Raw genomic sequence first — 22,165 nt, 5'->3', positions numbered from 1 at the left:
CGCGGCATCCGGTCCGGCCCTACATCGAGGCTGTCCGCAGTTATCAAGGAAGCTCTTCATGTCTGCTCAGATCGATCTCGCGCGTCATCCGTTGACCCATTGGGCCGGGCCGCTTGGCCTGCCGGATTTCACCAGGATCGAAGACGGCGATTTCGGGCCGGTGTTCGATGCCGCCCTTGGAGCGCACGCCGCCGAGGTCGAGGCCATCGCCAACAATGCCGAGCCGGCGACGGTTGCCAATACGCTTGAAGCGCTGGAACTGGCCGGCGAGCCGCTCGACCATGTCTCGTCGATCTTCTGGTGCCGCGCCGGTGCTCACACCAATGACGCGATCCAGGCTATGGAACGCGAAATCTCACCGAAGATGGCCCGGCATTTCTCGGCCATCTCGATGAACGAGAAACTGTTTGCCCGCATCGACGATCTTTACGCGCGCAGGTCCGAACTCGGCCTCGACGCCGAGACGCTGCGTGTGCTGGAAAAGACCTGGAAGGGCTTTGTCCGGTCGGGAGCCAGGCTCGACCCCGAGGGCAAGAAGCGGCTTGCTGATATCAACGAGGAGCTTGCCTCGCTCGGCGCCAAGTTCGGCCAGAACGTGCTCGCCGACGAAAAGGAATGGGTGCTGTTCCTAAACGAGGGCGATCTTGCCGGCCTGCCGGAATTCGTGCGCGGGGCGATGGCCCAGGCAGCGGAGGCGCGCGGCCAGAAGGGCCAATATGCCGTCACCCTGTCGCGCTCGATCTATGAACCCTTCACGACATTCTCCGAGCGGCGCGACCTGCGCGAAAAGGCGTTCAAGGCCTTTGCAGGACGCGGCGAGACCGGCGGCGAAACCGACAATGCCGGCGTGGTGCGCGACACGCTCAGCCTGCGTGCCGAAAAGGCCAGGCTGCTGGGCTATGGCAGCTATGCGGCGCTGAAGCTCGACGACACCATGGCCAAGACGCCGAAGGCGGTGATGGAGTTGCTGGAGCCGGTGTGGAACAAGGCGCGCGAAAAGGCTGCCGCCGATGAGGCCGAGTTGCAGCGGCTGGCAGCGGCTGCCGGCAGCAACGACAAGCTCGCGGCCTGGGACTGGCGCTTCTATCAGGAGAAGCTGCGGGCCGAGAAATACGCCTTCGACGAGGCCGAGCTGAAGCCGTATCTCCAGCTCGAAAAGATCATCGACGCCTGTTTCGACGTGGCGACGCGGCTGTTCGGGATCACCTTCAAGGAAAAGACCGGCATCACCGCCTGGCATCCCGATGCCAGGGTGTTTGAGGTGTTCAACGCCGATGGCAGCAAGCGTGGGCTTTTCCTCGCCGACTATTTCGCGCGGCAGTCGAAGCGCTCGGGCGCCTGGATGAGTGCGCTGCAGTCCGGCTACAAGCTGGGCAAGGGTTCGACGCCCATCATCTACAACATCATGAACTTCGCCAAGCCGGCGGAGGGCGAGCCGGCGCTGCTGTCGCTCGACGAGGCCAAGACGCTGTTTCATGAATTCGGCCACGCGCTGCACGGCATGCTGACCGACGTCACCTGGCCTTCGGTGGCGGGCACGTCGGTGAGCCGCGACTTCGTCGAGCTGCCGTCGCAGCTCTACGAGCATTGGCTGACGGTGCCGGCGGTGCTGGAAAAGCACGCGTTGCACTACAAGACCGGCAAGGCGATGCCAAAGGAGTTGCTCGACAAGATGCTGGCGGCCAAGACCTTTGGCGCGGGCTTCGCCACGGTCGAGTTCACCTCGTCGGCGCTTGTCGACATGGCCTATCATGCCCGTCCAGACGCTCCTGCCGAACCGGCTACCTTCGAGGCCGAGACGCTGGAAAAGCTTGGCATGCCGGAAGCAATCGTCATGCGCCACCGCACGCCGCATTTCCTGCACGTGTTTTCGGGCGAAGGCTATTCGGCCGGCTATTATTCTTACATGTGGTCGGAGGTGCTCGACGCCGATGCCTTCGCTGCTTTCGAGGAAACGGGCGACGCTTTCGACCCCGCCATGGCAGAGAAGCTGCGCAAGCACATCTATTCGGCCGGCGGCTCGGCCGATCCGGAAGAGCTCTACAAGGCTTTCCGCGGCAAGATGCCGTCACCCGAGGCGATGATGGCGAAGCGTGGGCTGAGCTGACTCCCGGCTTGGCAGGCTCTGTTGCGAGTTACCCCCACCCCTAACCCCTCCCCACAAGGGGGAGGGGGACTTGGCGGCGCCGCAGGCTGGGCTCGACTTTGACGTCTGGACGGCAAGGATAACGACGGCGCGCGTCCCCTCCCCCTTGTGGGTAGGGGTGGGGGTACTAACGCGACCAAGGGTATTGGCTAGGAGCCGCATAGAAAATGGAACTACCGGCAGCATTGCGGGCGGCGGTCGACCGACAGCTTGAAGGCGTGCCGCTCGCCGAGCTGCAGCGTGCTGCCGATATGCTGTCTTCTCGCTACCGGGCTGAGACGCGCGATGGCAGGCTGCATTTGTCCGATGAGATGTTCGCTAGCGCCTATCTGGCGACGCGGTTGCCGGCGACATTCGCGGCGGTGCGGGCGAGCCTCGAAAGTGCCGCTGAGCTGTTGCCGGATTTCGAGCCGAAGAGCCTGCTCGATGTCGGCGCTGGTCCAGGCACCGCACTTTGGGCGGTTGCCGACTGCTGGCCGACGGTATCCTCGGCGCTGATGCTCGAAGCGAGCCAGTCGATCCGCAAGGTGGGCTTGGAACTGTCTTCGCATTCGGGCGTCGATTATGTCGAATGGCGCGCGGCTGATGTTTCCAAGAGCTTCAAAGCCGATAAAGCCGATCTGGTGACACTTGCCTATGTGCTCGACGAATTGTCGCCGGCCGAAGGGCTGGCGCTGGTCGAGCGGCTGTGGGCGGCAACGAACGGCCTGCTGGTGGTGGTCGAGCCAGGCACGCCGGCCGGCTGGCGGCGGATGATGGCGGTGCGGTCGCGGCTCATCGAACTGGGCGCGCATCTGGCCGCACCTTGTCCGCACAGTGAGGCCTGTCCGATCGTCGAGCCTGACTGGTGCCATTTTTCGCGGCGCGTGGCGCGCTCGCGCCTGCATCGGCTGACCAAGCGTGGCGACGTGCCATGGGAAGACGAAAAATACATCTTCCTTGCGGCATCGCGGACGCGAGCCGAAACATTTGGCGCCCGCGTTCTGGCGCCGGCGCGCGGCGGATCGGGAAAGATCCAGCTGAAGCTATGCCAGGAAAATGGCTCGATTGACGAAAAGATGCTAACCAAGCGCGATGGCGAGCGGTTCAAGACGGCGCGCCGTGTCGACTGGGGCGACATTTTGTAGTCTTGCCCGCTGGCAGAAAATCAGTCGATTTGGCCGCCCCCCTTTCGCATTTGCGAAAAAACCTGTATGAGCCGCCCACACGAAACGCGGCGCGTCGACAGGCAGTGCCCGCAACGCTCCCGAGAAGACATATGAACCTCCGCAATATCGCGATCATCGCGCACGTCGACCATGGCAAGACCACGCTCGTCGATGCGCTCCTCAAACAATCCGGCTCGTTCCGCGAGAACCAGCGCGTCGCCGAACGCGCCATGGACTCGAACGACATCGAAAAAGAACGCGGCATTACCATCCTGGCAAAGGCGACTTCGGTCGACTGGAAGGATACCCGCATCAATATCGTCGACACCCCGGGCCACGCCGACTTCGGTGGTGAGGTCGAGCGCATCCTGTCGATGGTCGACAGCGCGATCGTGCTGGTTGACGCCGCCGAAGGCCCGATGCCGCAGACCAAGTTCGTCGTCGGCAAGGCGCTCAAGGTTGGCCTGCGTCCGATCGTGGTGATCAACAAGATCGACCGTCCCGACGCCCGCCACCAGGAAGTCATCAACGAGGTGTTCGACCTGTTCGCAGCGCTCGACGCCACCGACGAGCAGCTCGACTTCCCGATCCTCTATGGTTCGGGCCGCGACGGCTGGGTCTCCGAGAACCCGGAAGGCCCGAAGGATCAGGGCCTCACGCCGCTGTTCGACCTCGTGCTCAAGCATGTTCCGGCACCGACCGTTCACCCCGGCCCGTTCCGCATGATCGGCACCATTCTCGAGGCCAACCCGTTCCTCGGCCGCATCATCACCGGCCGCATCGAATCCGGCACGCTGAAGTCGAACCAGCCGGTCAAGGTGCTGCATCATGACGGCACGCTGCTCGAGACCGGCCGCGTCTCCAAGATCCTGGCTTTCCGTGGCCTCGAGCGCCAGCCGATCGAAGAAGCGCAGGCGGGCGACATCGTTGCCATCGCCGGCCTGTCGAAGGGTACTGTCGCAGACACGTTCTGCGATCCGGCCGTGACCGAGCCGCTGCATGCGCAGCCGATCGATCCGCCGACCGTCACCATGTCCTTCATCGTCAACGATTCGCCGCTGGCCGGCACCGAGGGCGACAAGGTGACCAGCCGCGTCATCCGCGACCGCCTGCTCAAGGAAGCTGAAGGCAACGTTGCGCTCAAGATCGAGGAATCGGCCGACAAGGATTCGTTCTTCGTTTCCGGCCGCGGCGAGCTTCAGCTTGCGGTTCTGATCGAGACGATGCGCCGCGAGGGCTTCGAGCTTGCCGTGTCGCGTCCGCGCGTGGTCATGCAGAAAGACGAGAACGGCGAATTGCTGGAGCCCGTCGAAGAAGTCGTCATCGACGTCGACGAGGAGCATGCCGGTGTCGTCGTGCAGAAGATGTCGGAGCGCAAGGCCGAGATGGTCGAGCTGCGGCCTTCGGGCGGCAACCGTCAGCGCCTGGTCTTCCATGCGCCGACGCGCGGCCTGATCGGCTACCAGTCCGAGCTTCTGACCGACACGCGCGGCACAGCGGTGATGAACCGTCTGTTCCATTCCTACCAGCCCTACAAGGGCGAGCTGCCCGGTCGCACCAACGGCGTCTTGATCTCCAACGATCAGGGCGAGTCGGTGGCTTTCGCCATGTGGAACCTCGAAGATCGCGGCCCGATGGTCATCGACGCCGGCGTCAAGGTCTATCAGGGCATGATCATCGGCATCCACAGCCGTGACAACGACCTTGAGGTCAACGTGCTGAAGGGCAAGAAGCTGACCAACATCCGCGCCGCCGGCAAGGATGAAGCAGTGCGCCTGACGCCGCCGATCCGCATGACGCTGGAACGCGCTTTGGCCTGGATCCAGGACGACGAACTGGTCGAAGTGACGCCGAAGACCATCCGCCTGCGTAAGCTCTATCTCGACCCGAACGAGCGCAAGCGCTTCGAAAAGTCCTCGAAGACCGCGTAAGTCACGCGGCTTGAAACAAGAAAGGGCGTCTCCGATAGAGGCGCCCTTTTTCGTTTACGGCCATAGGCCGTTCATTTCATTGCTTACATATCGATGATCGGTGCGACCTCGACGGAACCGCCGGTCACCAGGATCGGGCAACCTTTGGCGATCCGCGCGGCATCGGCTGGGTCTTTCGCGTCGACGACCGTGTAGCCGCTGGTCGGATTTGAGCCGCCGTCATTGGTGACCGCGCCATTGGCGCCGACCGTCTGCGACTTGCCAACGGGCGCCCCACCGTCGACGACGGCCGCGCCGAGCGAAGCGAACCAGTCCATCCAGGCCTTCATCACCTTGGCGCCTTCTTCTTCCGACTGCGGCATCGCACCGCCGTGATAGACGAAGAGAAACTTGGCCATGACGTCTCCTCCATGGCGTGCCGACATGCCGGCCACCCGGATCGTGCCAGCGCGCGGGCTATTCATTCGCCAGTAGGCTGTCATCGGCAACCCGTGTCGGTAGCTATCGCGGAAAGTTGATGACATAGGCTGCCATCTCGTCTGGCGATTGCAAGTTGCGTGGCATGCCGTAAGCTTTGCTTTCCATGCTTTTGGAGAAGACGATGGAACCGACTTCGCTTCTGATCTTTGCCGGCGCGCTTGTTGTCGCCGCCGGCTCGCCGGGCCCCTCGATCGCGGCCTTGATCGCGCGGGTGATCTCCAAGGGCTTTCGCGACGTTCTGCCGTTCCTTGCCGCGATGTGGATCGGCGAGGCGATCTGGCTGTCGCTGGCGGTGTTCGGGCTCGCCTTCGTGGCGCAGTCGTTCCACATGGCCTTCGTGATCGTGAAATGGGCCGGTGTCGCCTATCTCGTCTATCTCGCCTGGAAGATGTGGACCGCGTCCGTCGAAGCGCGGGAAGGCTCGATGCCAAGCCAGGATTCTCCGCTCAGGCTGTTTGCAGCCGGCATGGCGGTGACGCTGGGCAATCCCAAGATCATGATGTTCTACCTCGCGCTGCTGCCGACCATCATCGACCTCGCTTCGGTGTCCGTCGTCGGCTGGCTGGAATTGACGCTGACCATGGCGGCGGTGCTGATCGCCATCGACCTCACCTGGGTGTTTGCCGCGTCGCAGGCGCGCAAGCTTTTGCGGAGCAAACGGGCGATGCGAATCGCCAATCGGGTGAGTGCGACGACCATGGCCGGTGCGGCGGCGGCGATTGCCGCAAGGTAAAGGCGATTTTTTTAATCAGGCTTTGGAATCGGCGTCCCTTGGGGACGCTGCGTAAGCTCAATCCGTAGGCACTTTCTGCCCATTGCCTAGGCGTTTTTCCCAACCTTCCGTCAAACCTTTGTCGCTAAAGGCAGGCCATCTGCTACGATAGTCGCAAAAGCATGTGACGGGACGGGAGAAACTAGCGTCATGTCCGAATCAATGAAGTCGACGGCGAAAACCGCCAAGACTGCATCCGCCTCCAAATCCTCCGATAGACCTCCCCAGCTCCTTGAATTGCTGCTCGCCCGGGCTCCGGCCGAGGATGTGGCCGATTACGAGCCAGGCATGCTGGAACGCGCGGCGGAGCTGGCCGAACAGGCCGTGCTCAAGCACCGCAAGGGCTCCTCGGTCATCGATATCGAGACCGATGCAGGCTTCGTTCGCCACGGCCGGCCGGTGACTGTCGTCACTGTCGTCAACGACAACATGCCGTTCCTGTTCGATTCGGTGCTCGGCGAGATCACCGAGGCCGCCGGCGAGCCGGTTCTGGTCACCCACCCGGTGATCATGGTCCGCCATGGCCGCGGCGGCGTCGACGAGATCGTGACCGACGGCGGCTCGCACAAGGGCGAGGATGCCGCCGACAAGGTCAGCGTCATCCATGTCCATATTCCGGCGCAAGGCAAGGAAGCAGCCGAGGCGCTGCGCGAGCGGCTGAAGAAGCTGCTCGACCAGGTGCGCGCGGCGGTCACAGACTGGAAGCGCATGCTGGCGCGGCTCGACCAGGCGATTTCGGAATTCCGCTACGCGCCGATCCCGCTCGACAAGAACCTGGTGACCGAGGCGATCGCCTTCCTCGAATGGCTGCGCGACGACAATTTCACCTTCCTTGGCATGCGCGAGTTCCAATATTCGGGCGGCGAAAAGAGCGGCATGCTGGAACGCGCCGACAAGCCGGGACTTGGCATCCTTGCCGATCCCGACGTGCTGGTATTGCGCCGCGACACCGTCGATGCGACGTCGACGACGCCGGAAATCCGCGCGTTCCTGCACGGTCCGGACCCGCTGATCGTGACCAAGGCCAATGCCAAGTCGGCGGTGCATCGCCGCGCCTATCTCGACTACATCGGCGTCAAGACCTACGACGCCCAGGGCCAGCTTTCGGGCGAGTTGCGCATCGTTGGCCTGTTCACCTCGACCGCCTACACGCGCTCGGTGATGAAGATCCCCTATCTTCGGTCCAAGGCCGAGACGGTGATCCAGAAGTCGGGCTTTGATCCCGCCGACCATTCGGGCAAGGCGCTGATCAACGTGCTTGAATCCTACCCGCGCGACGAGCTGTTCCAGATCGCCGTGCCGACGCTGCGCAAGCATGCCGAGGCGATCCTCGGCCTGATCGAGCGGCCACGCGTGCGCGCGCTGGTGCGGGTCGACCAGTTCGACCGCTTCGTCTCCGTTCTGACCTTCGTGCCGCGCGATCGCTACGATTCGGTGGTGCGCGAAAAGATCGGCGCCTATCTCAAGAATGCCTTTGATGGCCGGCTGTCGGCCTATTACCCCGCTTTCCCGGAAGGCGGGCTGGCGCGTGTGCACTTCATCATCGGCCGTTCCGGCGGCAAGACGCCGAAGGTCGAGCAGGCGGCGATCGAGGCGGCCATCCGCGACATCGTGACGACCTGGGAGGACGGACTGCGCGAGGCTTCGGCCGAAGCGGGCTCGCCGGCGGCACTTGTCAGCGTCGCCATGCATTTCCCGCAGGACTATCAAAACAGCTTTTCGCCGGCGGCGGCGCTGCTTGATGCCGAGCGGATTTCCACGATCAGCTCGCGCAATCCGATCGTCATCGACTGCTATCGCGATGCCGGCCAGTCGCCGCAACAGGCTTCGCTGAAGATCTACCACCATGGCGCGCCGGTGGCGCTGTCGCGGCGCGTGCCACTGCTCGAGAACATGGGCTTCCGCGTCATCAGCGAACGCACGTTCGAGCTCGGTGAAAAGGGCGAAGACCAGATCTTCATCCACGACATGGAACTGGAGAACGCCTACGGCCAGCCGATCGACCTCGCCGATGGCGGGGCGCTGTTCGAGGAGGTGTTCCTGTCGGTGTGGAATGGCGACGCCGACAATGACGGCTACAACGCGCTGGCCCAGACGGCGGGCCTCGGCTCCAACCAGATCGTGATCCTGCGCGCCTATGGCCGCTATCTCCAGCAGGCCGGCATTCCGCAGAGCCAGGATTTCATCGCGGCAGCACTCAACCGCTACCCCGATATCGCGCGCGGCCTGCATGGGCTGTTCCTGGCCCGGCTCGACCCGGCGCAGGAACAGGATGGACTGGTCACCTTCAAGCACCTCAAGGCCAAGATCAAGGATGCGCTGGACGCGGTTCCGAACATCGACGACGACACCATCATCCGGCGCTACGTCAACCTGATCGAGGCGTCGCTGAGAACCAACCACTTCGTCGGCGGCAAGAAGGAAAGGGGCCAGTCGCTGGCGATCAAGCTCGATTCGCGCAGCGTCGACGGGCTGCCCGAGCCACGGCCATGGCGCGAGATCTTCGTCTATGGCTCGGAGGTAGAGGGCGTGCATCTGCGCTTCGGCCCTGTCGCCCGTGGCGGCTTGCGCTGGTCGGACCGGGCGCAGGACTACCGCACCGAGGTGCTGGGACTGGTCAAGGCGCAGCAGGTCAAGAACGCCGTGATCGTGCCCGTAGGCGCCAAGGGCGGCTTCTTCCCCAAGCGCCTGCCTGTCGGCGGCAGCCGTGACGCCACCTTCGAGGCGGGCAAGGCGGCTTACGTCAACTTCATTTCCTCGATGCTGTCGATCACCGACAATATCGACGGCGACAAGGTCGTGCCGCCGAAGGGCGTGGTGCGGCGCGACGTCGACGATCCTTATTTCGTCGTCGCCGCCGACAAGGGCACGGCGACCTTCTCCGACACCGCCAACGGCATCAGCGAGGCGCATGGCTTCTGGCTCGACGACGCCTTCGCCTCTGGTGGTTCGGCCGGTTATGACCACAAGAAGATGGGCATCACCGCGCGTGGCGCCTGGGAAGCGGTGAAGCGGCATTTCCGCGAGATGAACCGCGACATCCAGACGACGCCATTCACCGTCGTCGGCGTCGGCGACATGTCGGGCGATGTGTTCGGCAACGGCATGCTGCTGTCGGAGCAGACACGGCTGATCGCGGCGTTCGATCACCGCGACATCTTCATCGATCCCGATCCGGACATGGCGGCGTCGTTTGCCGAGCGCAAGCGCATGTTCGACCTGCCGCGTTCGAGCTGGCAGGATTACGACAAGTCGAAGCTTTCGGCGGGTGGTGTGATCGTCTCACGCGCGCAGAAGTCGGTGACGCTGCCGGCTGCCGCGGCTGCGGCGATCGGTCTCGACAAGACAACGGCTTCGCCGACCGAGATCATGAGCGCGATCCTGCGTGCGCCGGTCGACCTTTTGTGGTTCGGCGGCATCGGCACTTATGTGCGCGCCAGCGGCGAAACCAACCAGGAGGTGGGCGACCGCGCCAATGACGCGATCCGCGCCACCGCCAGCGCGGTGCGTGCCAAGGTGATCGGCGAAGGTGCCAATCTGGGCACCACCCAGCGGGCGCGCATCGAGTTCGGGCTCAAGGGTGGGCGCTGCAACTCGGATGCCATCGACAATTCGGGTGGCGTCAACTCGTCCGACGTCGAGGTCAACATCAAGATCGCGCTGGCCTCGGCCATGCGCAGCGGCGGGCTTCAGCGCCCGGCGCGCAACAAGCTGCTGGCCGAGATGACGGAGGAAGTGGCGGGCCTGGTGCTTGCCAACAACTATGAGCAGACGCTGGCGCTGTCTCTTGCCGCCCGGCGCGGCCTCCAGGACATCGCGCATCAGGGCCGCTTCATGAGCGCGCTCGAGGCGCGTGGCCTGCTCGACCGCGCGGTCGAGAACCTGCCAAGTGCGGCAGCGCTCGCCGAGCGCCAGACGCGCGGCGAGCCGCTGACCCGCCCCGAGCTCGGCGTGCTTTTGGCCTACGCCAAGATCGTGCTGTTCTCCGACATCGTCGCCAGCGACCTGCCCGACGATGCGCAGTTCGCACGCGACCTGATGGGCTATTTCCCCGGCCGCATGTCGAAGAAATACGAAGCCGAGATCAATGGCCACCGGCTGCGCCGCGAGATCATCACGCGAGTGCTGGTCAACGATCTCGTCAATCGTGGCGGACCGTCCTTCGTCAACCGCTTGCAGGAAGCAAGCGGCCGCTCGGCGGCGGACGTGGCGCGTGTCTTTGCGGTGGTTCGCGACGGCTTTGCGCTGCCCGCGCTTTATGCCGAGATCGATGCGCTCGACAACATTGTCGACGGCATGACGCAGCTCGATCTTTACCAGGCGGTGAGCCGGCTTATCTTTGCCACCAGCGGCTGGTATCTCCGCAACGAGCACGGTGATGCACCGCTGGCGAGCCGCATAGCCGAACTGCATGAGGCGCGCGCGGCCCTCGAACACAAGTTCGCAGGGATGTTGCCCGCCTTCACCCAGGACCGCATCCAGAAGCGCAAGGCGGGCTTTGCCGCCGCCGGGGCTCCAGAGAAACTGGCCGAGCGGCTGTCGTTGCTTGAAGTCGGCGAACTGGTGCCCGATATCGCGCTGGTGGCCAAGACGGCCAAGGCCGACATCGTTGCCGCCGCCAAGGCGTTCTTCGGGGTCAGCGAGGCGTTCCGGATTCCGCGCATCGAAGACGCCGCCAATGCGATTTCGAGCTCCGACTACTATGAGGGTCTGGCGCTGTCGCGGGCATCGGACACGATCGCTGCGGCACGCCGGGGCATCGCGGTTGCGGCGCTGACCGGCTTTGGAACTGCTGCCGATCCCGTCGCGGCCTGGCTCGAAGCGGGCGGTGAACGCATCAACCGCACCCGCGAAAGGCTGCAGGCGCTGACGGAAGGTGGCGACATCTCCGTGTCGCGGCTGACGGTTGCCGCCGGGCTGATGAGCGATCTGTCGGGCCGATAACGGTTTTCGATCTGGCCTGCCGCCATTGAGGCGGCAGGCGTTTTCCCGAGCGAACGAACTGCGCTATAGCTCCAAGCCACGCTGATGCGGTGTGGCTGGAGGAATGATGGCTGATACGATGGTGGTTCAACGCACGCCGCGTCGTGGCGTCTGGGGCTGGATGTTCTTCGACTGGGCAGCGCAGCCCTTTTTCACCGTGGTGACCACCTTCATCTTCGGTCCCTATTTCGTCGCGCGCATGGCGACCGACCCGGCCATGGGGCAGGCGGCCTGGGGCTATGGCATCGCCGCCGCAGGCTTCGTCATCGCCATATTGTCGCCGGTGCTCGGCTCGATCGCCGACCAGACCGGCCCGCGCAAGCCGTGGATCGCCTTCTTTGCGGCGATCAAGATTTCCAGCCTGTGCCTGCTCTGGTATGCGGCTCCCGGCTCGCCGCTGGTGCCGGTGGTGCTGCTGTTTTCGCTCGCTTCGGTGGCGGCGGAATTCTCCATCGTGTTCAATGATTCGATGATGCCGCGCCTGGTGTCGAAAGACGAGATCGGCAAGGTCTCCAACATCGCCTGGGGGCTGGGCTATCTCGGTGGCATGATCGTGCTGATCTTCGTCGTCGCCTTCATGGCGGCATCGCCCGAGACCGGCAAGACCATCATCGGCGCGGCACCGGTGTTCGGCCTCGACCCGGCGCTCGGTGAGGATGCACGCGCCACAGGCCCGATTTCGGCGGTCTGGTATTTCATCTTCATCCTGCCGATGTTCTTCTTCACCCCTGATAGCGGCAAGGGCATCGCCATCCGCCCGGCCGTGCGACTGGGTCTCAGCGAACTCAAGTCGACGTTGGGAGAAGTACGCCAGCGCACCGGCATCTTCCGCTTCCTCGTTGCCCGCATGATCTACCAGGACGGCGTCAACGCGCTGCTGGGCCTGGGCGGAGCCTTTGCCGCGGCGATGTTTGGCTGGTCGATCACCGAGATCGGCATCTACGGTATCATCTTGAACGTCATCGCCATCTTCGGCTGCCTCGTCGCCAGCCGCCTCGACACGAGCTTTGGTTCCAAGGTCGTGGTGGTGGTTGCGCTGGTGCTATTGACGGTCGCCACCATCGGCATCGTCTCGACAGGGCCCGGCTATACGCTCTTTGGGCTGTGGCAGATGCCGGGTGCCGACACGGGCGGACTGTTCGGAACGCCAGCTGAGAAGGCCTACATCGCTTTCGGCCTTCTGGTCGGCATCGCCTTTGGGCCGGTGCAGGCGTCGTCGCGCTCCTACATGGCGCGCAGCGTTTCAGCCGACGAGGCCGGCCGCTATTTCGGGCTCTATGCGCTGTCGGGCAGGGCGACGAGCTTCGTCGCACCCTTTACGGTTGCCACCGTCACCGCCTTGAGCGGTTCGCCACGCCTTGGCATGGCGACGATCATCATCTTCTTCGCCGTCGGGCTAGCCGTGCTGTTGCGCACGCCCTATCCGGCCGACGAGGTGAAGTAGCTTTTTCCCTTCTCCCCTTGTGGGAGAAGGTGGATCGGCGCAGAGCGCCGAGACGGTTGAGGGGTATTCGTCAAGCTGGACCACCCCTCATCCGGCTTCGCTTCGCTCAGCCACCTTCTCCTACAAGGGGGGAGAAGGGACTTTTACCCTCAGTGCCGGAAATGCCTCACGCCGGTGAAGACCATGGCGATGCCATGCGCGTCGGCAGCTGATATGACGTCCTCGTCACGCATCGAGCCACCTGGCTGGATGACGGCGGTGGCGCCTGCCTCGACCGCTGACAAAAGACCGTCGGCGAAGGGGAAAAAGGCGTCGGAGGCGACGACCGAACCCTTGGTCAGCGGCTCGGCCAGGCCGGCTGCTTCAGCCGCGTCGAGTGCCTTGCGGGCAGCGATACGGGCCGAATCGACGCGGCTCATCTGGCCAGCGCCGACGCCGACCGTGGCGAGGTCGCGGGCATAGACGATGGCATTCGACTTGACGTGCTTGGCGACGCGGAAGGCGAACTTCAGGTCCTCCAGCTCGCGCTGGGTCGGCTGGCGCTTGGTCACCACCTGGAGTTCGAGCGCGTCGACGACAGCGTTGTCGCGCGACTGGACGAGCAGGCCGCCGGCAACCGACTTGACCGAAAGGCCGGCGCGATCCGCGTCGGGCAGGCCGCCGGTGACAAGCAGGCGCAGGTTCTTCTTGGCAGCGACAATCGCCTGTGCCTCAGGCGTGGCGCCGGGCGCGATGATGACCTCGGTGAAAATCTTGACGATCTCTTCGGCGGCCTCGGCGTCGAGGATGCGATTGAGCGCGACGATACCGCCAAAGGCGGAGACCGGATCGCAGGCCAAGGCCTTCAGGTAGGCGTCCTTGAGTGTGTCGCCCTCGGCGACGCCGCAAGGGTTGGCGTGCTTGATGATCGCGACCGCGGCGGTGCGGACCGGATCGAACTCGCCGGCGAGTTCGAAGGCGGCATCGGTGTCGTTGATGTTGTTGTAGGAGAGCTGCTTGCCCTGGAGCTGGGTCGCGGTGGCGACGCCGGGGCGCTTGTCGCCGGTCAGGTAGAAGCCGGCTGACTGGTGCGGGTTTTCGCCATAACGCATGACACTCGCAAGCTTGCCGCCGAAGGCGCGCCAGTCGGGTGTTTCGATTTCAAGCGCTTCGGCGAACCAGCCCGAGATCGCCGCGTCATAGGCGGCGGTGCGGGCAAAGGCCTTTGCGGCGAGCTTCTTGCGGAACGCGTAGGACAGGCAGCCATTGTTGGCGATGATGGAATCCAACACGTCCTGGTAGTCGGCCGGATCGGTGACGATGGCGACATAAGCATGGTTCTTGGCCGAGGCGCGGACCATGGCGGGGCCGCCGATGTCGATGTTCTCGACGATCGAGGCGTAGTGCGCGCCCGAATTACGCACCTCCTCGAAGGGATAGAGGTTGACCACGACCAGGTCGATCGGCTCGATGCCGTGCTCGGCCATGGCTGCGACATGCTCGGGATCGTCGCGGACGCCCAAAAGCGCGCCGTGGACCGAGGGATGCAGCGTCTTGACGCGGCCGTCCATGATCTCGGGAAAGCCGGTCAGCTCGGAGACGTCGCGGACAGCGATGCCCTCGGCGGCGATGGACTTGGCCGTGCCGCCGGTGGAGACCAGCTCGACACCGACATTGGCGAGGCTTTGGGCGAAACCGATCAGGCCGGTCTTGTCGGAGACCGACAGCAAGGCGCGGCGGATCGGTACCAGATCGGGCGCGGGGATCTTCTTGGAAATGACGGCCATGGCGAAGGGGCCTTTCACGGCAGGGAGGGGAGACGCGGTTATGCGCGGCCTAGCATATGAGGCCTCAAAATCAAGGCGCACAGCGCCTTTCGCTCAGTTTTCGAGGCGGCTGATGATGCGGGTGCGCGAGAACTGCCAATGCACCTCGGAGATTTCCGATGCCTTGAAGGACAGCACGATCTGGCGCGAGCGGCGCGGTCCGCCGAGACCGGCGAAATAGATCGATTCCTCGACTTCGGCGGGAACGTCCGGGGAGATGAATACCCAGGTGTCGATATCGGGGCCGGTCAGCACCAGCCGCTCCTTCTGGTCGCGGAACAGCTGGACGTCTGGGTGGACATGGAAGCGAACGGTGACGAGGTCGCGGCCATTCTTGATCTGCCTGTTGCCGGCGCGAAGGATGCGGTCGCAGCCCGACAGGATGTTGCCGCCAGCCGCGAGGCTCAGTTCGCGCTCGTGGTGGAGGCCGAAGCGCTGGGCGTAGCCGTCATGGCTCGCGGTGAAACCATGAATGCCGGGCTTGTCGGTACGTAGCGACGGCACCGACTTCGGCCCACCGAAAAGCGGGCTGCCCACCAGGCCGCTGATGCGATGCGAATGGGCGAAACTGGCTGACGAGGTGTCGTTGATGGTGACTGTGGAGTGGGCGGCGGTGGCGCGCGCCAGCGGCTTGAGTTCGGCCAGCCCATAGGTGTCGACGCCGGCATTGACGATGTAGTGCTGGCGGCCCGACGACATCTCGAACGAGAGGCATCCGGCGTGGGCATAGTTCGACACCTCGATGGGAGGTGCCGTGCCCGTGTCGGCAATGACCGTCGTGCCGCCCATGGCGAGGCGCTCGTAGCCGGAATGGGTGGCATGCAAGGGCGGTGCGCCGGCGGTGTCGTCATGGCGCAGGATCGCGGCGATGCGGTCGTGGATGGTGGCGCCCATGCCGTTGAAGCGGGCAAGGCTGCCATCCTGGTGGCGGAAGAAGCGTAGCGCCGGCAACATGCGCTCGACGGCATTGATCAGCGCCAAGGGCGGCTGCTCGGCCTGGTTGGCATAGGTGTGGCGCAGCGGCAGGAGGTCTGCGAGGATTTCCAGCACCGCCATCGGGTTGCGCGAGACATGCCCGCCGTCGGGCAGGATCTGGCGGTCGAGTTCGTCGGCGAGATTGCGAGTGGCCGAACGCAGCGCGGAAACGGGCGCGGGCAGCGACAGGGCGGCAAAGGCGAGCGCGATGCGCGCCCTGAGCCGGTCCTTGCCAGCCGGCATCTCGCGCGCCATCGACCGGAGGTAGCGGATCTGCATCGCTAGCGAGCGAAGGAAAGCGCGGTAGAAGGCGAATTCGGCCCCCTGCAGCACGACCGAGGAATGCTGCAGCCAGGCGATGATGCGCTTGGCGGTGGTCGCCGGCTCCCAGGCCGTTCCGGAGATGCGGTTGCCGTGCATGGCGATCCAGTCGGTTACCAGCGCGCGGGCATTTGCCGCGGCAAGCTCGGTGCCGGCGGCGCGCATGTGGCGCAACCAGCGGAAGCCATGCAGGCTGCGCTGCCATCCGCGATTGGGCACCTCGACGAGGAAGGGCGACTGGCCGCCGGTCTCGACAAGATGGCCCGACAGCGGAAAGCGGCCATAATAGATTTCGAGCGCGATCTGGGGGTCGGCCAGGCGCAGGTCGGGCGGGGCGATCAGCACACGTTCGGGCGTGCGCCCGGAGTAGCGCCAGCGGTAAGCCGGACCGGCGCGCAAGCGCCTGCGCGCCTTGCGCCAAAACTCCTTGGCGACGAGTGCCCACAGGCGCGTCGTGTTGTCCGCCGCGATTGACATAGCCCTCCTGACGCAACCTACGTCGTGGTCAAATTAGGTTGTTTCAATGGCGGGCGCGAGGGTGAATTTTCCGTTAACACCGGTTTGCCGTCTCAGGCGAGACGGCGGAACCGCGCGGCAAAGAAGCCGTCGAGACCAGAGATCGCGGGGTTGCCGAGATCAAGGCCCGCCGGCGTGGTACGCAAAAAGCCTGTGGCGGTGACGAAATCGTCGATGCCAGTAACCTCGCCCACACGAATCGGGTCGAGTTCGACCTTGCCCTTGTGATCAGCGAGGAAGCCGGCGACGAGAGCCTCGCCTTCCTCGGGATCGAGCGAGCAGTTGGAAAAGACGATCCTGCCGCCTGGCTTGACCAGCTTCAGCGTTGCGTCGAGCAGGGCGCGCTGGACGCCGGCGAGCTTGGTGATGTCGGCCGGCGACTTGGTCCACAACACGTCGGGGTGACGGCGCACTGTGCCGGTCGACGAGCATGGCGCGTCGAGCAGCGCGGCATCGAACAGTTGTTCGGGCTCATAGACGAGGATGTCGGCGTTGACCTTGTTGGCCTCGAGGCCGAGACGTTCGAGATTGCCGGTCAGGCGAGCGAGGCGGTTCTTGGATGCTTCGACGGCGGTGACCTTCGCACCCGTGAGCACGAGCTGGGCGGTCTTGCCGCCGGGTGCGGCGCAAAGGTCGGCGACGCGCTGGCCGCTGACGTCACCGAACAGCCGAGCGGGCAAAGCTGCGGCGGCGTCCTGGACCCACCAGGCGCCCTCGGCGAAGCCGGGCAGTTCGGCGACCGGGCCTGCAAGGCGCTCGATGCGCACCGAGCCGGTAGGCAGAACGGTGCCGCCCAGTTGCTCCGCCCATTTAGCGGGATCGGACTTGGCGGTGAAATCGACAGGTGCCTCGATGCGGTGCGCCGCGAGAATCTTCTTGGCTTCCTCTGCGCCATAGGCCGCCGTCAGCCGGTCGACGAACCAGTCGGGTGCGTCGTTTGTCGTGGCCAGCATCTCAGGCAGTTCGGCAGCCTTGGCGCGGGCAAGGGTGCGCAGCACGCCGTTGACCAGGCCGGAAAAACGCACAGTGCGCGGGTCGGCCTTGGCGTGGGTGACAGCAAGGTCGACGGCGGCACTATCGGGAATGTCGAGGAACAGGATCTGGGCTGCCGCGACATGCAGGATATGGGTCAGCACAGTGGCGTTGGCCGGTAGCGGCTTTTCCAGGCGCCGGCCAATCAGCTTGGCGATGGTGACGCGATGGCGAAGGGCCGTGGCCAGGATGGCGCGAACCAGCGAACGGTCGCGCATATCAAGCGCGCGGAATTGCGGATGGCCGTGCTCGTGGTCGGTCAGGCCGTCGAGCGGTGTCCTGGCGTCGATGGTCGCGGCAAGCAGGCGGGCGGCGGCCATGCGCGCGGCGATGCCGGGAACGTCGGGAACGACAGACGGGCGGCTGCCCCTGGCGTCATTGGTGCGTGCGCGGTTTCGCTTGTCGTCGCGCTTGTCGGCGCTCACGACCTCGGGCCTTTCGGCCCGGATGGGTTGCGTCCCCAGGGGCCGGACGGACGTGGCTGCTCGGACTCTTGCTGGTCGGCGGGACGGCCACCCCAGGGACCTTGCTGGCTCGAAGGTGCTGCGCGCTGCGCGGTTGGCTGCGGTGCCGTGCGCGGGGCAGGACGACCGACACCCTCATTCGCCATCGCCTGCAGGGCGGCGATGCGGTTTTCGGTGTTGGGGTGGGTCGAGAAAAGATTGTCCATGCGCTCGCCGGAAAGAGGATTGATGATGAAGAGGGGAGCCATCGCTGGATTGCGCTCGGCTTCGGGGTTGTGGATGCGTTCGACGTTGCGGGCGATCTTGTCAAGGGCGGAAGCGAGCCAGAGCGGATTGCCGCAGATCTCGGCGCCGCGCCGATCGGCTGAATATTCGCGCGTCCGGCTGATCGCCATCTGCACCAGCATGGCGGCGAATGGCGCGACGATCATCGCCACCAACACGCCGATGAAGCCGAGCGGATTGTTGTTGTCGCGGTTGCCGCCGAAGAAGAAGGCGAAATTGCCGAGCATCGAGATCGCGCCGGCAATCGTCGCGGTAATCGTCATGGTCAGCGTGTCGCGGTTCTGCACATGGGCGAGTTCGTGGGCCATGACGGCTGCGACCTCTTCATGCGTCAGGCGCTGCAGCAGGCCGGTGGTGGCGGCGACGGCGGCATTTTGCGGATTGCGCCCGGTGGCAAAGGCATTGGGCTGCGGATTGTCGATCAGATAGACCTTCGGCATCGGCAGGCCGGCATTGGCGGCAAGCCCGCGCACGATGGCGTAATATTCGGGCGCGTTGCTTTCGTCGACCTCGACGGCATGGTTCATGCGCAGAACCATCTTGTCGGCATTCCAGTAGCTGAACAGGTTCATGCCCGCTGCCATCACGAAGGCGATGGTCATGCCGCCGGTACCGCCGATCAGGTAGCCGACGCCCATGAACAGCGCCGTCATGGTCGCCAGTAGCATCGCCGTGCGCATCATGTTCATCGTCTACTCCGTCCTTTTCCGTGCGCGCCAGGGTCGATCCTCGCGTCACGCTTCGCTATATGATGGGAGAGACAAGGTTCCGTTTCAATCATTTCCGAGGAATCCCATGAACGACGCCACACAGCAAACCGAGCTGGAGACGCCCGCACCGAAGCAGCTTTCGCCGGCCGCCAGGCGCGCATTGGCCGAAGCCGAAGCACGGCGCGTGGCCTATGAGGCTGAGCAGGCCAAGCTTCCCCGGGAGATCGGCGGGCGTGGCGGCAAGGAGCCCGGGCGCTATGGCGATTGGGAAATCAAGGGCCTGACCAGCGACTTTTAGCGTCCATTCGGACGCACGGCGCTCTGATGGAACCGAAATCACAAGCTGTTCGTTTCGCATCGAATTGTGAAAGGAGCGATGATGATGAAGCTGGTGATTGCGGGACTGTTGTTTGCCGCGCTGCTTGGAGTGATGCCGGCGCAGGCCCAGACCAAAGAGCCGCCGATACCGCCTGAGAAATCGCTCAAGCTTTCCGAGATCATCGCCAAGATCGAAAAGCGCGACCAGTTCCGCTATGTCACCGAGATCAGATGGGAGAGCGAGGGCTATTACGACGTGGTCTATTACACGTCTGACAAAGCCAAGGTCGAAATCAAGATCGACGCGGTTACTGGCCAGCCGAGGATATAGCGCCGGCTACCGCTTGCGAAACACAGATAGCACCCAACAAAAAGGCCGCCCTTCTTGCGAAGGCGCGGCCTTTCCGTGTTTCCGTCCATGGCGCGGCTTCTGGCTGTGACCTAGGTCACCAGCCGCGCATCTCGCGCCTTAACGGGAAGACTGCTTCCCGAAAGGGCAATCCGCTGAGGCCACGTTTTGGAAAACGAAATCACTCGACATCGGATCACCTCCTTTCAGTTCGTTGAACACGAACAGCAAGGTGGGGTCTTTCCGCCCTTTTGACAAGTGCGACCATAGCACTATGCACCAGCTACCTATTTATGCCGCCATTATGTGCTCCTGCTGAAACACGTCCTTGGCCGCGAACAGGCCGTTGAGCGCTGCCGGAAAGCCGGCATAGACCGCCATCTGCATGATGATTTCCGTGATCTCGTCGCGGCTGAGGCCGACATTCAGTCCCGCCTGGATATGCACCTTGAGCTGCGGGGCAGCGTTGCCGAGCGCGGTCAGCGCAGCGATCGTTGCGATTTCCCGCGATTTCAGGTCAAGGCCGGGGCGCGAATAGATGTCGCCGAACGGGAACTCGATGATGTAGCGGGCAAAATCGGGTGCGATGTCGGCGAGCGAATCGACGACCTTGCGGCCGCCTTCGCCGTCGATTTCAGAGAGTGCGCGTGCGCCGCGTTCGAAGCGGCTTTCGTTCTGGCTGGTCATTTTTCGATCCTTTTTTCCGCGTCGGCATAGCCTGCGATCTTGGCGTCGAGGACGAGAAGGTTGGCCTGGAGGTCGGCGACATGGGCGCGCACCTTTTTTCGGTGTGCCACCAGCAAGGCGCGGCGTTCCGCGTCGGTGCTCGAACCCTCTTGGCGAAGTGCCGCGTAGCGCAGCATCTCGCGGATCGGCATGCCGGTGGCCTTGAGGCGGCCCAGAAATTCGATCCAGGTGAGGATCGACGCGTCATAGTCCCGCTGCCCCGACGCATCCTTGTCGGCCACAGGCAGCAGGCCGATCAGCTCGTAGTAGCGGATCGTGTAGGCGGTCAGCCCTGAGCGTTTTGCGAGTTCGCCGATCTTCATGGTCAACCTTGTCTCGTTACGACGCTCGCCAGGCTAGGAGTTCGAGTGCACTCTAAGTCAAGGCCTTTTCGACAAGTGGGTTGCGAACGGCCGGCCAATTGGCCAACATCGCGCTCTGGACCACGCTGTTGTAGGCGTACTGGGGGGCAGGACATGAATGCAGCAGACAAAGCGGCACGGATCGTTCGAACCGTTGTCGAAAGCCTGGATCCGGGATTTGCGGTCAGATTGTGGACCGGAGAGCGGATCGGTCCGGCCACCGGCCCGGTGCTCGCCATCAACGACCAGGACATCGTCTGGCAGGTGATCCGCCGTCCCTCTTTGTCGACGCTGATCGAGATGTGGATTGCCAAGACGATCGACGTGGAAGAGGGATCGCTTTTCGATTTCTATGCGCTGCCTTCGGGCAAGCTGAAGACCAAGCTCAAGTTGTTGCCGAAGCTCGCGATCCTGCGCGACCTGCCCGCCGTGCTGTTTTCGCGAAAGCAGATGGCCGCGCAGGCAGGGCTTGCCGGACGCAATCCCTTCGTCAGCGGCTCAAGCAAGGAAGCGATCCAGCACCACTACGACATTTCGAACGCCTTTTACCGGCTCTTCCTCGACGAGCGCATGGTCTACAGCTGTGGCTATTTCACGGATTTCGCCAACGGCATCGACCAGGCGCAAGCCGACAAGCTCGACCACATCTGCCGCAAGCTTCGGCTGAAGCCAGGCGAGAGACTGCTCGACATTGGCTGCGGCTGGGGAGCGATGCTTATCCATGCAGCGAAACATTACGGCGTTGTCGGCCACGGCGTGTCGCTGTCGGAAGCGCAGACCGAACTGGCCCGCGAGCGCATCCGCGCCGAAGGGCTGGAGGATCGCATCACTATCGAGATCAAATCCTACACCGAGCTTTCCGGCTCGTTCGACAAGATATCGTCGATCGGCATGTTCGAGCATCTGGGCCTTGCCAATCACGATGCCTATTTTTCGGCCGTGCATCGCCTGCTCAAGCCGGGTGGCATCTACCTGCATCATGCCATCACCAAGCGCAGCAAAGGCAGCTTGAAAAAGACCCTGCACAAGGGGGCGGAGTTCAAGGCGCTGGTCAAATACATCTTTCCCGGCGGCGAGCTCGACACGATCGGCATGACGCTCGGCAATATCGAGGCCCACGGCTTCCTCGTCTACGATGCCGAGAACCTCAGGGAGCACTACGCGCAGACATGCCGCCTGTGGGCCGAGCGTCTGCACGCGCGCTTCGACGAGGCGATCGCCGAGGTGGGCGAGGCCAAAGCGCGGCTTTGGCTGCTGTATCTGACTGGCTGTTCGGTGACCTTCGAGCGCGGCTCGACGCAGATTTTCCAGACCGTTGTCACCAAACGGGCGCGTGGGCCGAGCGGCTTGCCACCGACGCGGGCGGATCTTTATCGCTGAAGCTGGGGCTGCTGGAAC

15 protein-coding genes and 1 pseudogene are annotated in these 22,165 nt (G+C 64.0%); 9 read left to right on the top strand and 7 right to left on the bottom strand.

What is annotated here, in order from left to right; translation table 11 throughout:
* The first annotated feature begins 58 nt into the window (after positions 1-58).
* From AC1RTB_RS11590 to typA, 3 genes are all read left to right on the top strand, one after another.
* Entirely contained in the window at positions 59-2,107 is a 2,049-nt protein-coding gene (locus AC1RTB_RS11590) for a M3 family metallopeptidase (protein WP_492878928.1), read from the top strand.
* A 206-nt stretch (positions 2,108-2,313) separates the two neighbouring features.
* Entirely contained in the window at positions 2,314-3,273 is a 960-nt protein-coding gene (locus AC1RTB_RS11585; RefSeq protein WP_492878930.1) for a small ribosomal subunit Rsm22 family protein, read from the top strand.
* 131 nt (positions 3,274-3,404) lie between these two features.
* On the top strand, positions 3,405-5,225 hold the full coding sequence (typA, locus tag AC1RTB_RS11580) for a translational GTPase TypA (RefSeq protein ID WP_476781814.1): 1,821 nt from the start codon (positions 3,405-3,407) through the stop codon (positions 5,223-5,225).
* A gap of 83 nt (positions 5,226-5,308) precedes the next feature.
* On the opposite strand, the gene AC1RTB_RS11575 is transcribed toward typA, so the two are convergent.
* On the bottom strand, positions 5,309-5,623 hold the full coding sequence (locus tag AC1RTB_RS11575) for a YciI family protein (protein ID WP_492878932.1): 315 nt from the start codon (positions 5,621-5,623) through the stop codon (positions 5,309-5,311).
* Between the two features lie 203 nt (positions 5,624-5,826).
* Between AC1RTB_RS11575 and AC1RTB_RS11570 the strand changes: the two genes are divergently transcribed.
* The 3 genes from AC1RTB_RS11570 (at position 5,827) to AC1RTB_RS11560 (ending at position 12,904) form a co-directional block, all read left to right on the top strand.
* Positions 5,827-6,438 carry a LysE family translocator gene (locus AC1RTB_RS11570; protein ID WP_492878934.1) on the top strand — a complete coding sequence of 204 codons (612 nt, stop codon included), beginning with the start codon at positions 5,827-5,829 and terminating at the stop codon, positions 6,436-6,438.
* A gap of 189 nt (positions 6,439-6,627) precedes the next feature.
* Positions 6,628-11,421 carry an NAD-glutamate dehydrogenase gene (locus AC1RTB_RS11565; RefSeq protein WP_492878936.1) on the top strand — a complete coding sequence of 1,598 codons (4,794 nt, stop codon included), beginning with the start codon at positions 6,628-6,630 and terminating at the stop codon, positions 11,419-11,421.
* A 106-nt stretch (positions 11,422-11,527) separates the two neighbouring features.
* Entirely contained in the window at positions 11,528-12,904 is a 1,377-nt protein-coding gene (locus AC1RTB_RS11560; protein ID WP_492878938.1) for an MFS transporter, read from the top strand.
* Positions 12,905-13,053: 149 nt separating this feature from the next.
* On the opposite strand, the gene purH is transcribed toward AC1RTB_RS11560, so the two are convergent.
* The 4 genes from purH to htpX form a co-directional block, all read right to left on the bottom strand.
* Positions 13,054-14,670: a bifunctional phosphoribosylaminoimidazolecarboxamide formyltransferase/IMP cyclohydrolase gene (gene purH, locus AC1RTB_RS11555; RefSeq protein WP_492878940.1), complete on the bottom strand. Its 1,617-nt coding sequence runs from the start codon at positions 14,668-14,670 to the stop codon at positions 13,054-13,056.
* A gap of 93 nt (positions 14,671-14,763) precedes the next feature.
* Positions 14,764-16,482: a heparinase II/III family protein gene (locus tag AC1RTB_RS11550; protein WP_492878942.1), complete on the bottom strand. Its 1,719-nt coding sequence runs from the start codon at positions 16,480-16,482 to the stop codon at positions 14,764-14,766.
* Positions 16,483-16,574: 92 nt separating this feature from the next.
* A complete protein-coding gene (locus tag AC1RTB_RS11545) occupies positions 16,575-17,978 on the bottom strand; it encodes an RsmB/NOP family class I SAM-dependent RNA methyltransferase (RefSeq protein ID WP_492878944.1) in 1,404 nt (467 codons plus the stop codon).
* The gene (gene htpX, locus AC1RTB_RS11540) at positions 17,975-18,991 is read right to left on the bottom strand and encodes a zinc metalloprotease HtpX (protein ID WP_492878946.1); all 1,017 of its coding nucleotides are present in this window, start codon (positions 18,989-18,991) and stop codon (positions 17,975-17,977) included. Before htpX ends, AC1RTB_RS11545 begins: the two co-directional genes overlap by 4 nt.
* A gap of 106 nt (positions 18,992-19,097) precedes the next feature.
* On the opposite strand from htpX, the gene AC1RTB_RS11535 reads away from it, so the two are divergent.
* Positions 19,098-19,310, top strand: coding sequence for a DUF1674 domain-containing protein (locus AC1RTB_RS11535; RefSeq protein ID WP_492878948.1), 213 nt, complete (start codon positions 19,098-19,100; stop codon positions 19,308-19,310).
* 84 nt (positions 19,311-19,394) lie between these two features.
* Positions 19,395-19,661: a PepSY domain-containing protein gene (locus AC1RTB_RS11530; protein WP_492878950.1), complete on the top strand. Its 267-nt coding sequence runs from the start codon at positions 19,395-19,397 to the stop codon at positions 19,659-19,661.
* 309 nt (positions 19,662-19,970) lie between these two features.
* Here AC1RTB_RS11530 and AC1RTB_RS11525 read toward each other — a convergent pair whose 3' ends face one another.
* Both AC1RTB_RS11525 and AC1RTB_RS11520 read right to left on the bottom strand, forming a co-directional pair.
* Positions 19,971-20,366, bottom strand: a complete 396-nt coding sequence (locus AC1RTB_RS11525; RefSeq protein WP_492878952.1) for a carboxymuconolactone decarboxylase family protein — start codon at positions 20,364-20,366, stop codon at positions 19,971-19,973.
* A pseudogene (locus AC1RTB_RS11520) lies at positions 20,314-20,728 on the bottom strand (MerR family transcriptional regulator). Before AC1RTB_RS11520 ends, AC1RTB_RS11525 begins: the two are co-directional and overlap by 53 nt.
* A 153-nt stretch (positions 20,729-20,881) precedes the next feature.
* Here AC1RTB_RS11520 and AC1RTB_RS11515 point away from each other — a divergent pair.
* Positions 20,882-22,147 (top strand): class I SAM-dependent methyltransferase, encoded by a 1,266-nt coding sequence (locus AC1RTB_RS11515; protein WP_492878954.1) that lies wholly within the window; start codon positions 20,882-20,884, stop codon positions 22,145-22,147.
* Positions 22,148-22,165 lie beyond the last annotated feature (18 nt).

This window comes from Aminobacter sp. GW821-FHT11F06, assembly GCF_058808215.1.
The sequence above is the reverse complement of the archived record's forward strand: the minus strand, read 5'-3'. Positions and strand labels throughout refer to the sequence as shown.

Bases quoted from the DNA above. Each gene is read 5' to 3' on its own strand.
- AC1RTB_RS11590 (WP_492878928.1), top strand. From the start codon at position 59: ATGTCTGCTCAGATCGATCTCGCGCGTCATCCGTTGACCCATTGGGCC.
- AC1RTB_RS11585 (WP_492878930.1), top strand. From the start codon at position 2,314: ATGGAACTACCGGCAGCATTGCGGGCGGCGGTCGACCGACAGCTTGAA.
- typA (WP_476781814.1), top strand. From the start codon at position 3,405: ATGAACCTCCGCAATATCGCGATCATCGCGCACGTCGACCATGGCAAG.
- AC1RTB_RS11575 (WP_492878932.1), bottom strand. From the start codon at position 5,623: ATGGCCAAGTTTCTCTTCGTCTATCACGGCGGTGCGATGCCGCAGTCG.
- AC1RTB_RS11570 (WP_492878934.1), top strand. From the start codon at position 5,827: ATGGAACCGACTTCGCTTCTGATCTTTGCCGGCGCGCTTGTTGTCGCC.
- AC1RTB_RS11565 (WP_492878936.1), top strand. From the start codon at position 6,628: ATGTCCGAATCAATGAAGTCGACGGCGAAAACCGCCAAGACTGCATCC.
- AC1RTB_RS11560 (WP_492878938.1), top strand. From the start codon at position 11,528: ATGGCTGATACGATGGTGGTTCAACGCACGCCGCGTCGTGGCGTCTGG.
- purH (WP_492878940.1), bottom strand. From the start codon at position 14,670: ATGGCCGTCATTTCCAAGAAGATCCCCGCGCCCGATCTGGTACCGATC.
- AC1RTB_RS11550 (WP_492878942.1), bottom strand. From the start codon at position 16,482: ATGTCAATCGCGGCGGACAACACGACGCGCCTGTGGGCACTCGTCGCC.
- htpX (WP_492878946.1), bottom strand. From the start codon at position 18,991: ATGAACATGATGCGCACGGCGATGCTACTGGCGACCATGACGGCGCTG.
- AC1RTB_RS11535 (WP_492878948.1), top strand. From the start codon at position 19,098: ATGAACGACGCCACACAGCAAACCGAGCTGGAGACGCCCGCACCGAAG.
- AC1RTB_RS11530 (WP_492878950.1), top strand. From the start codon at position 19,395: ATGAAGCTGGTGATTGCGGGACTGTTGTTTGCCGCGCTGCTTGGAGTG.
- AC1RTB_RS11525 (WP_492878952.1), bottom strand. From the start codon at position 20,366: ATGACCAGCCAGAACGAAAGCCGCTTCGAACGCGGCGCACGCGCACTC.
- AC1RTB_RS11515 (WP_492878954.1), top strand. From the start codon at position 20,882: ATGAATGCAGCAGACAAAGCGGCACGGATCGTTCGAACCGTTGTCGAA.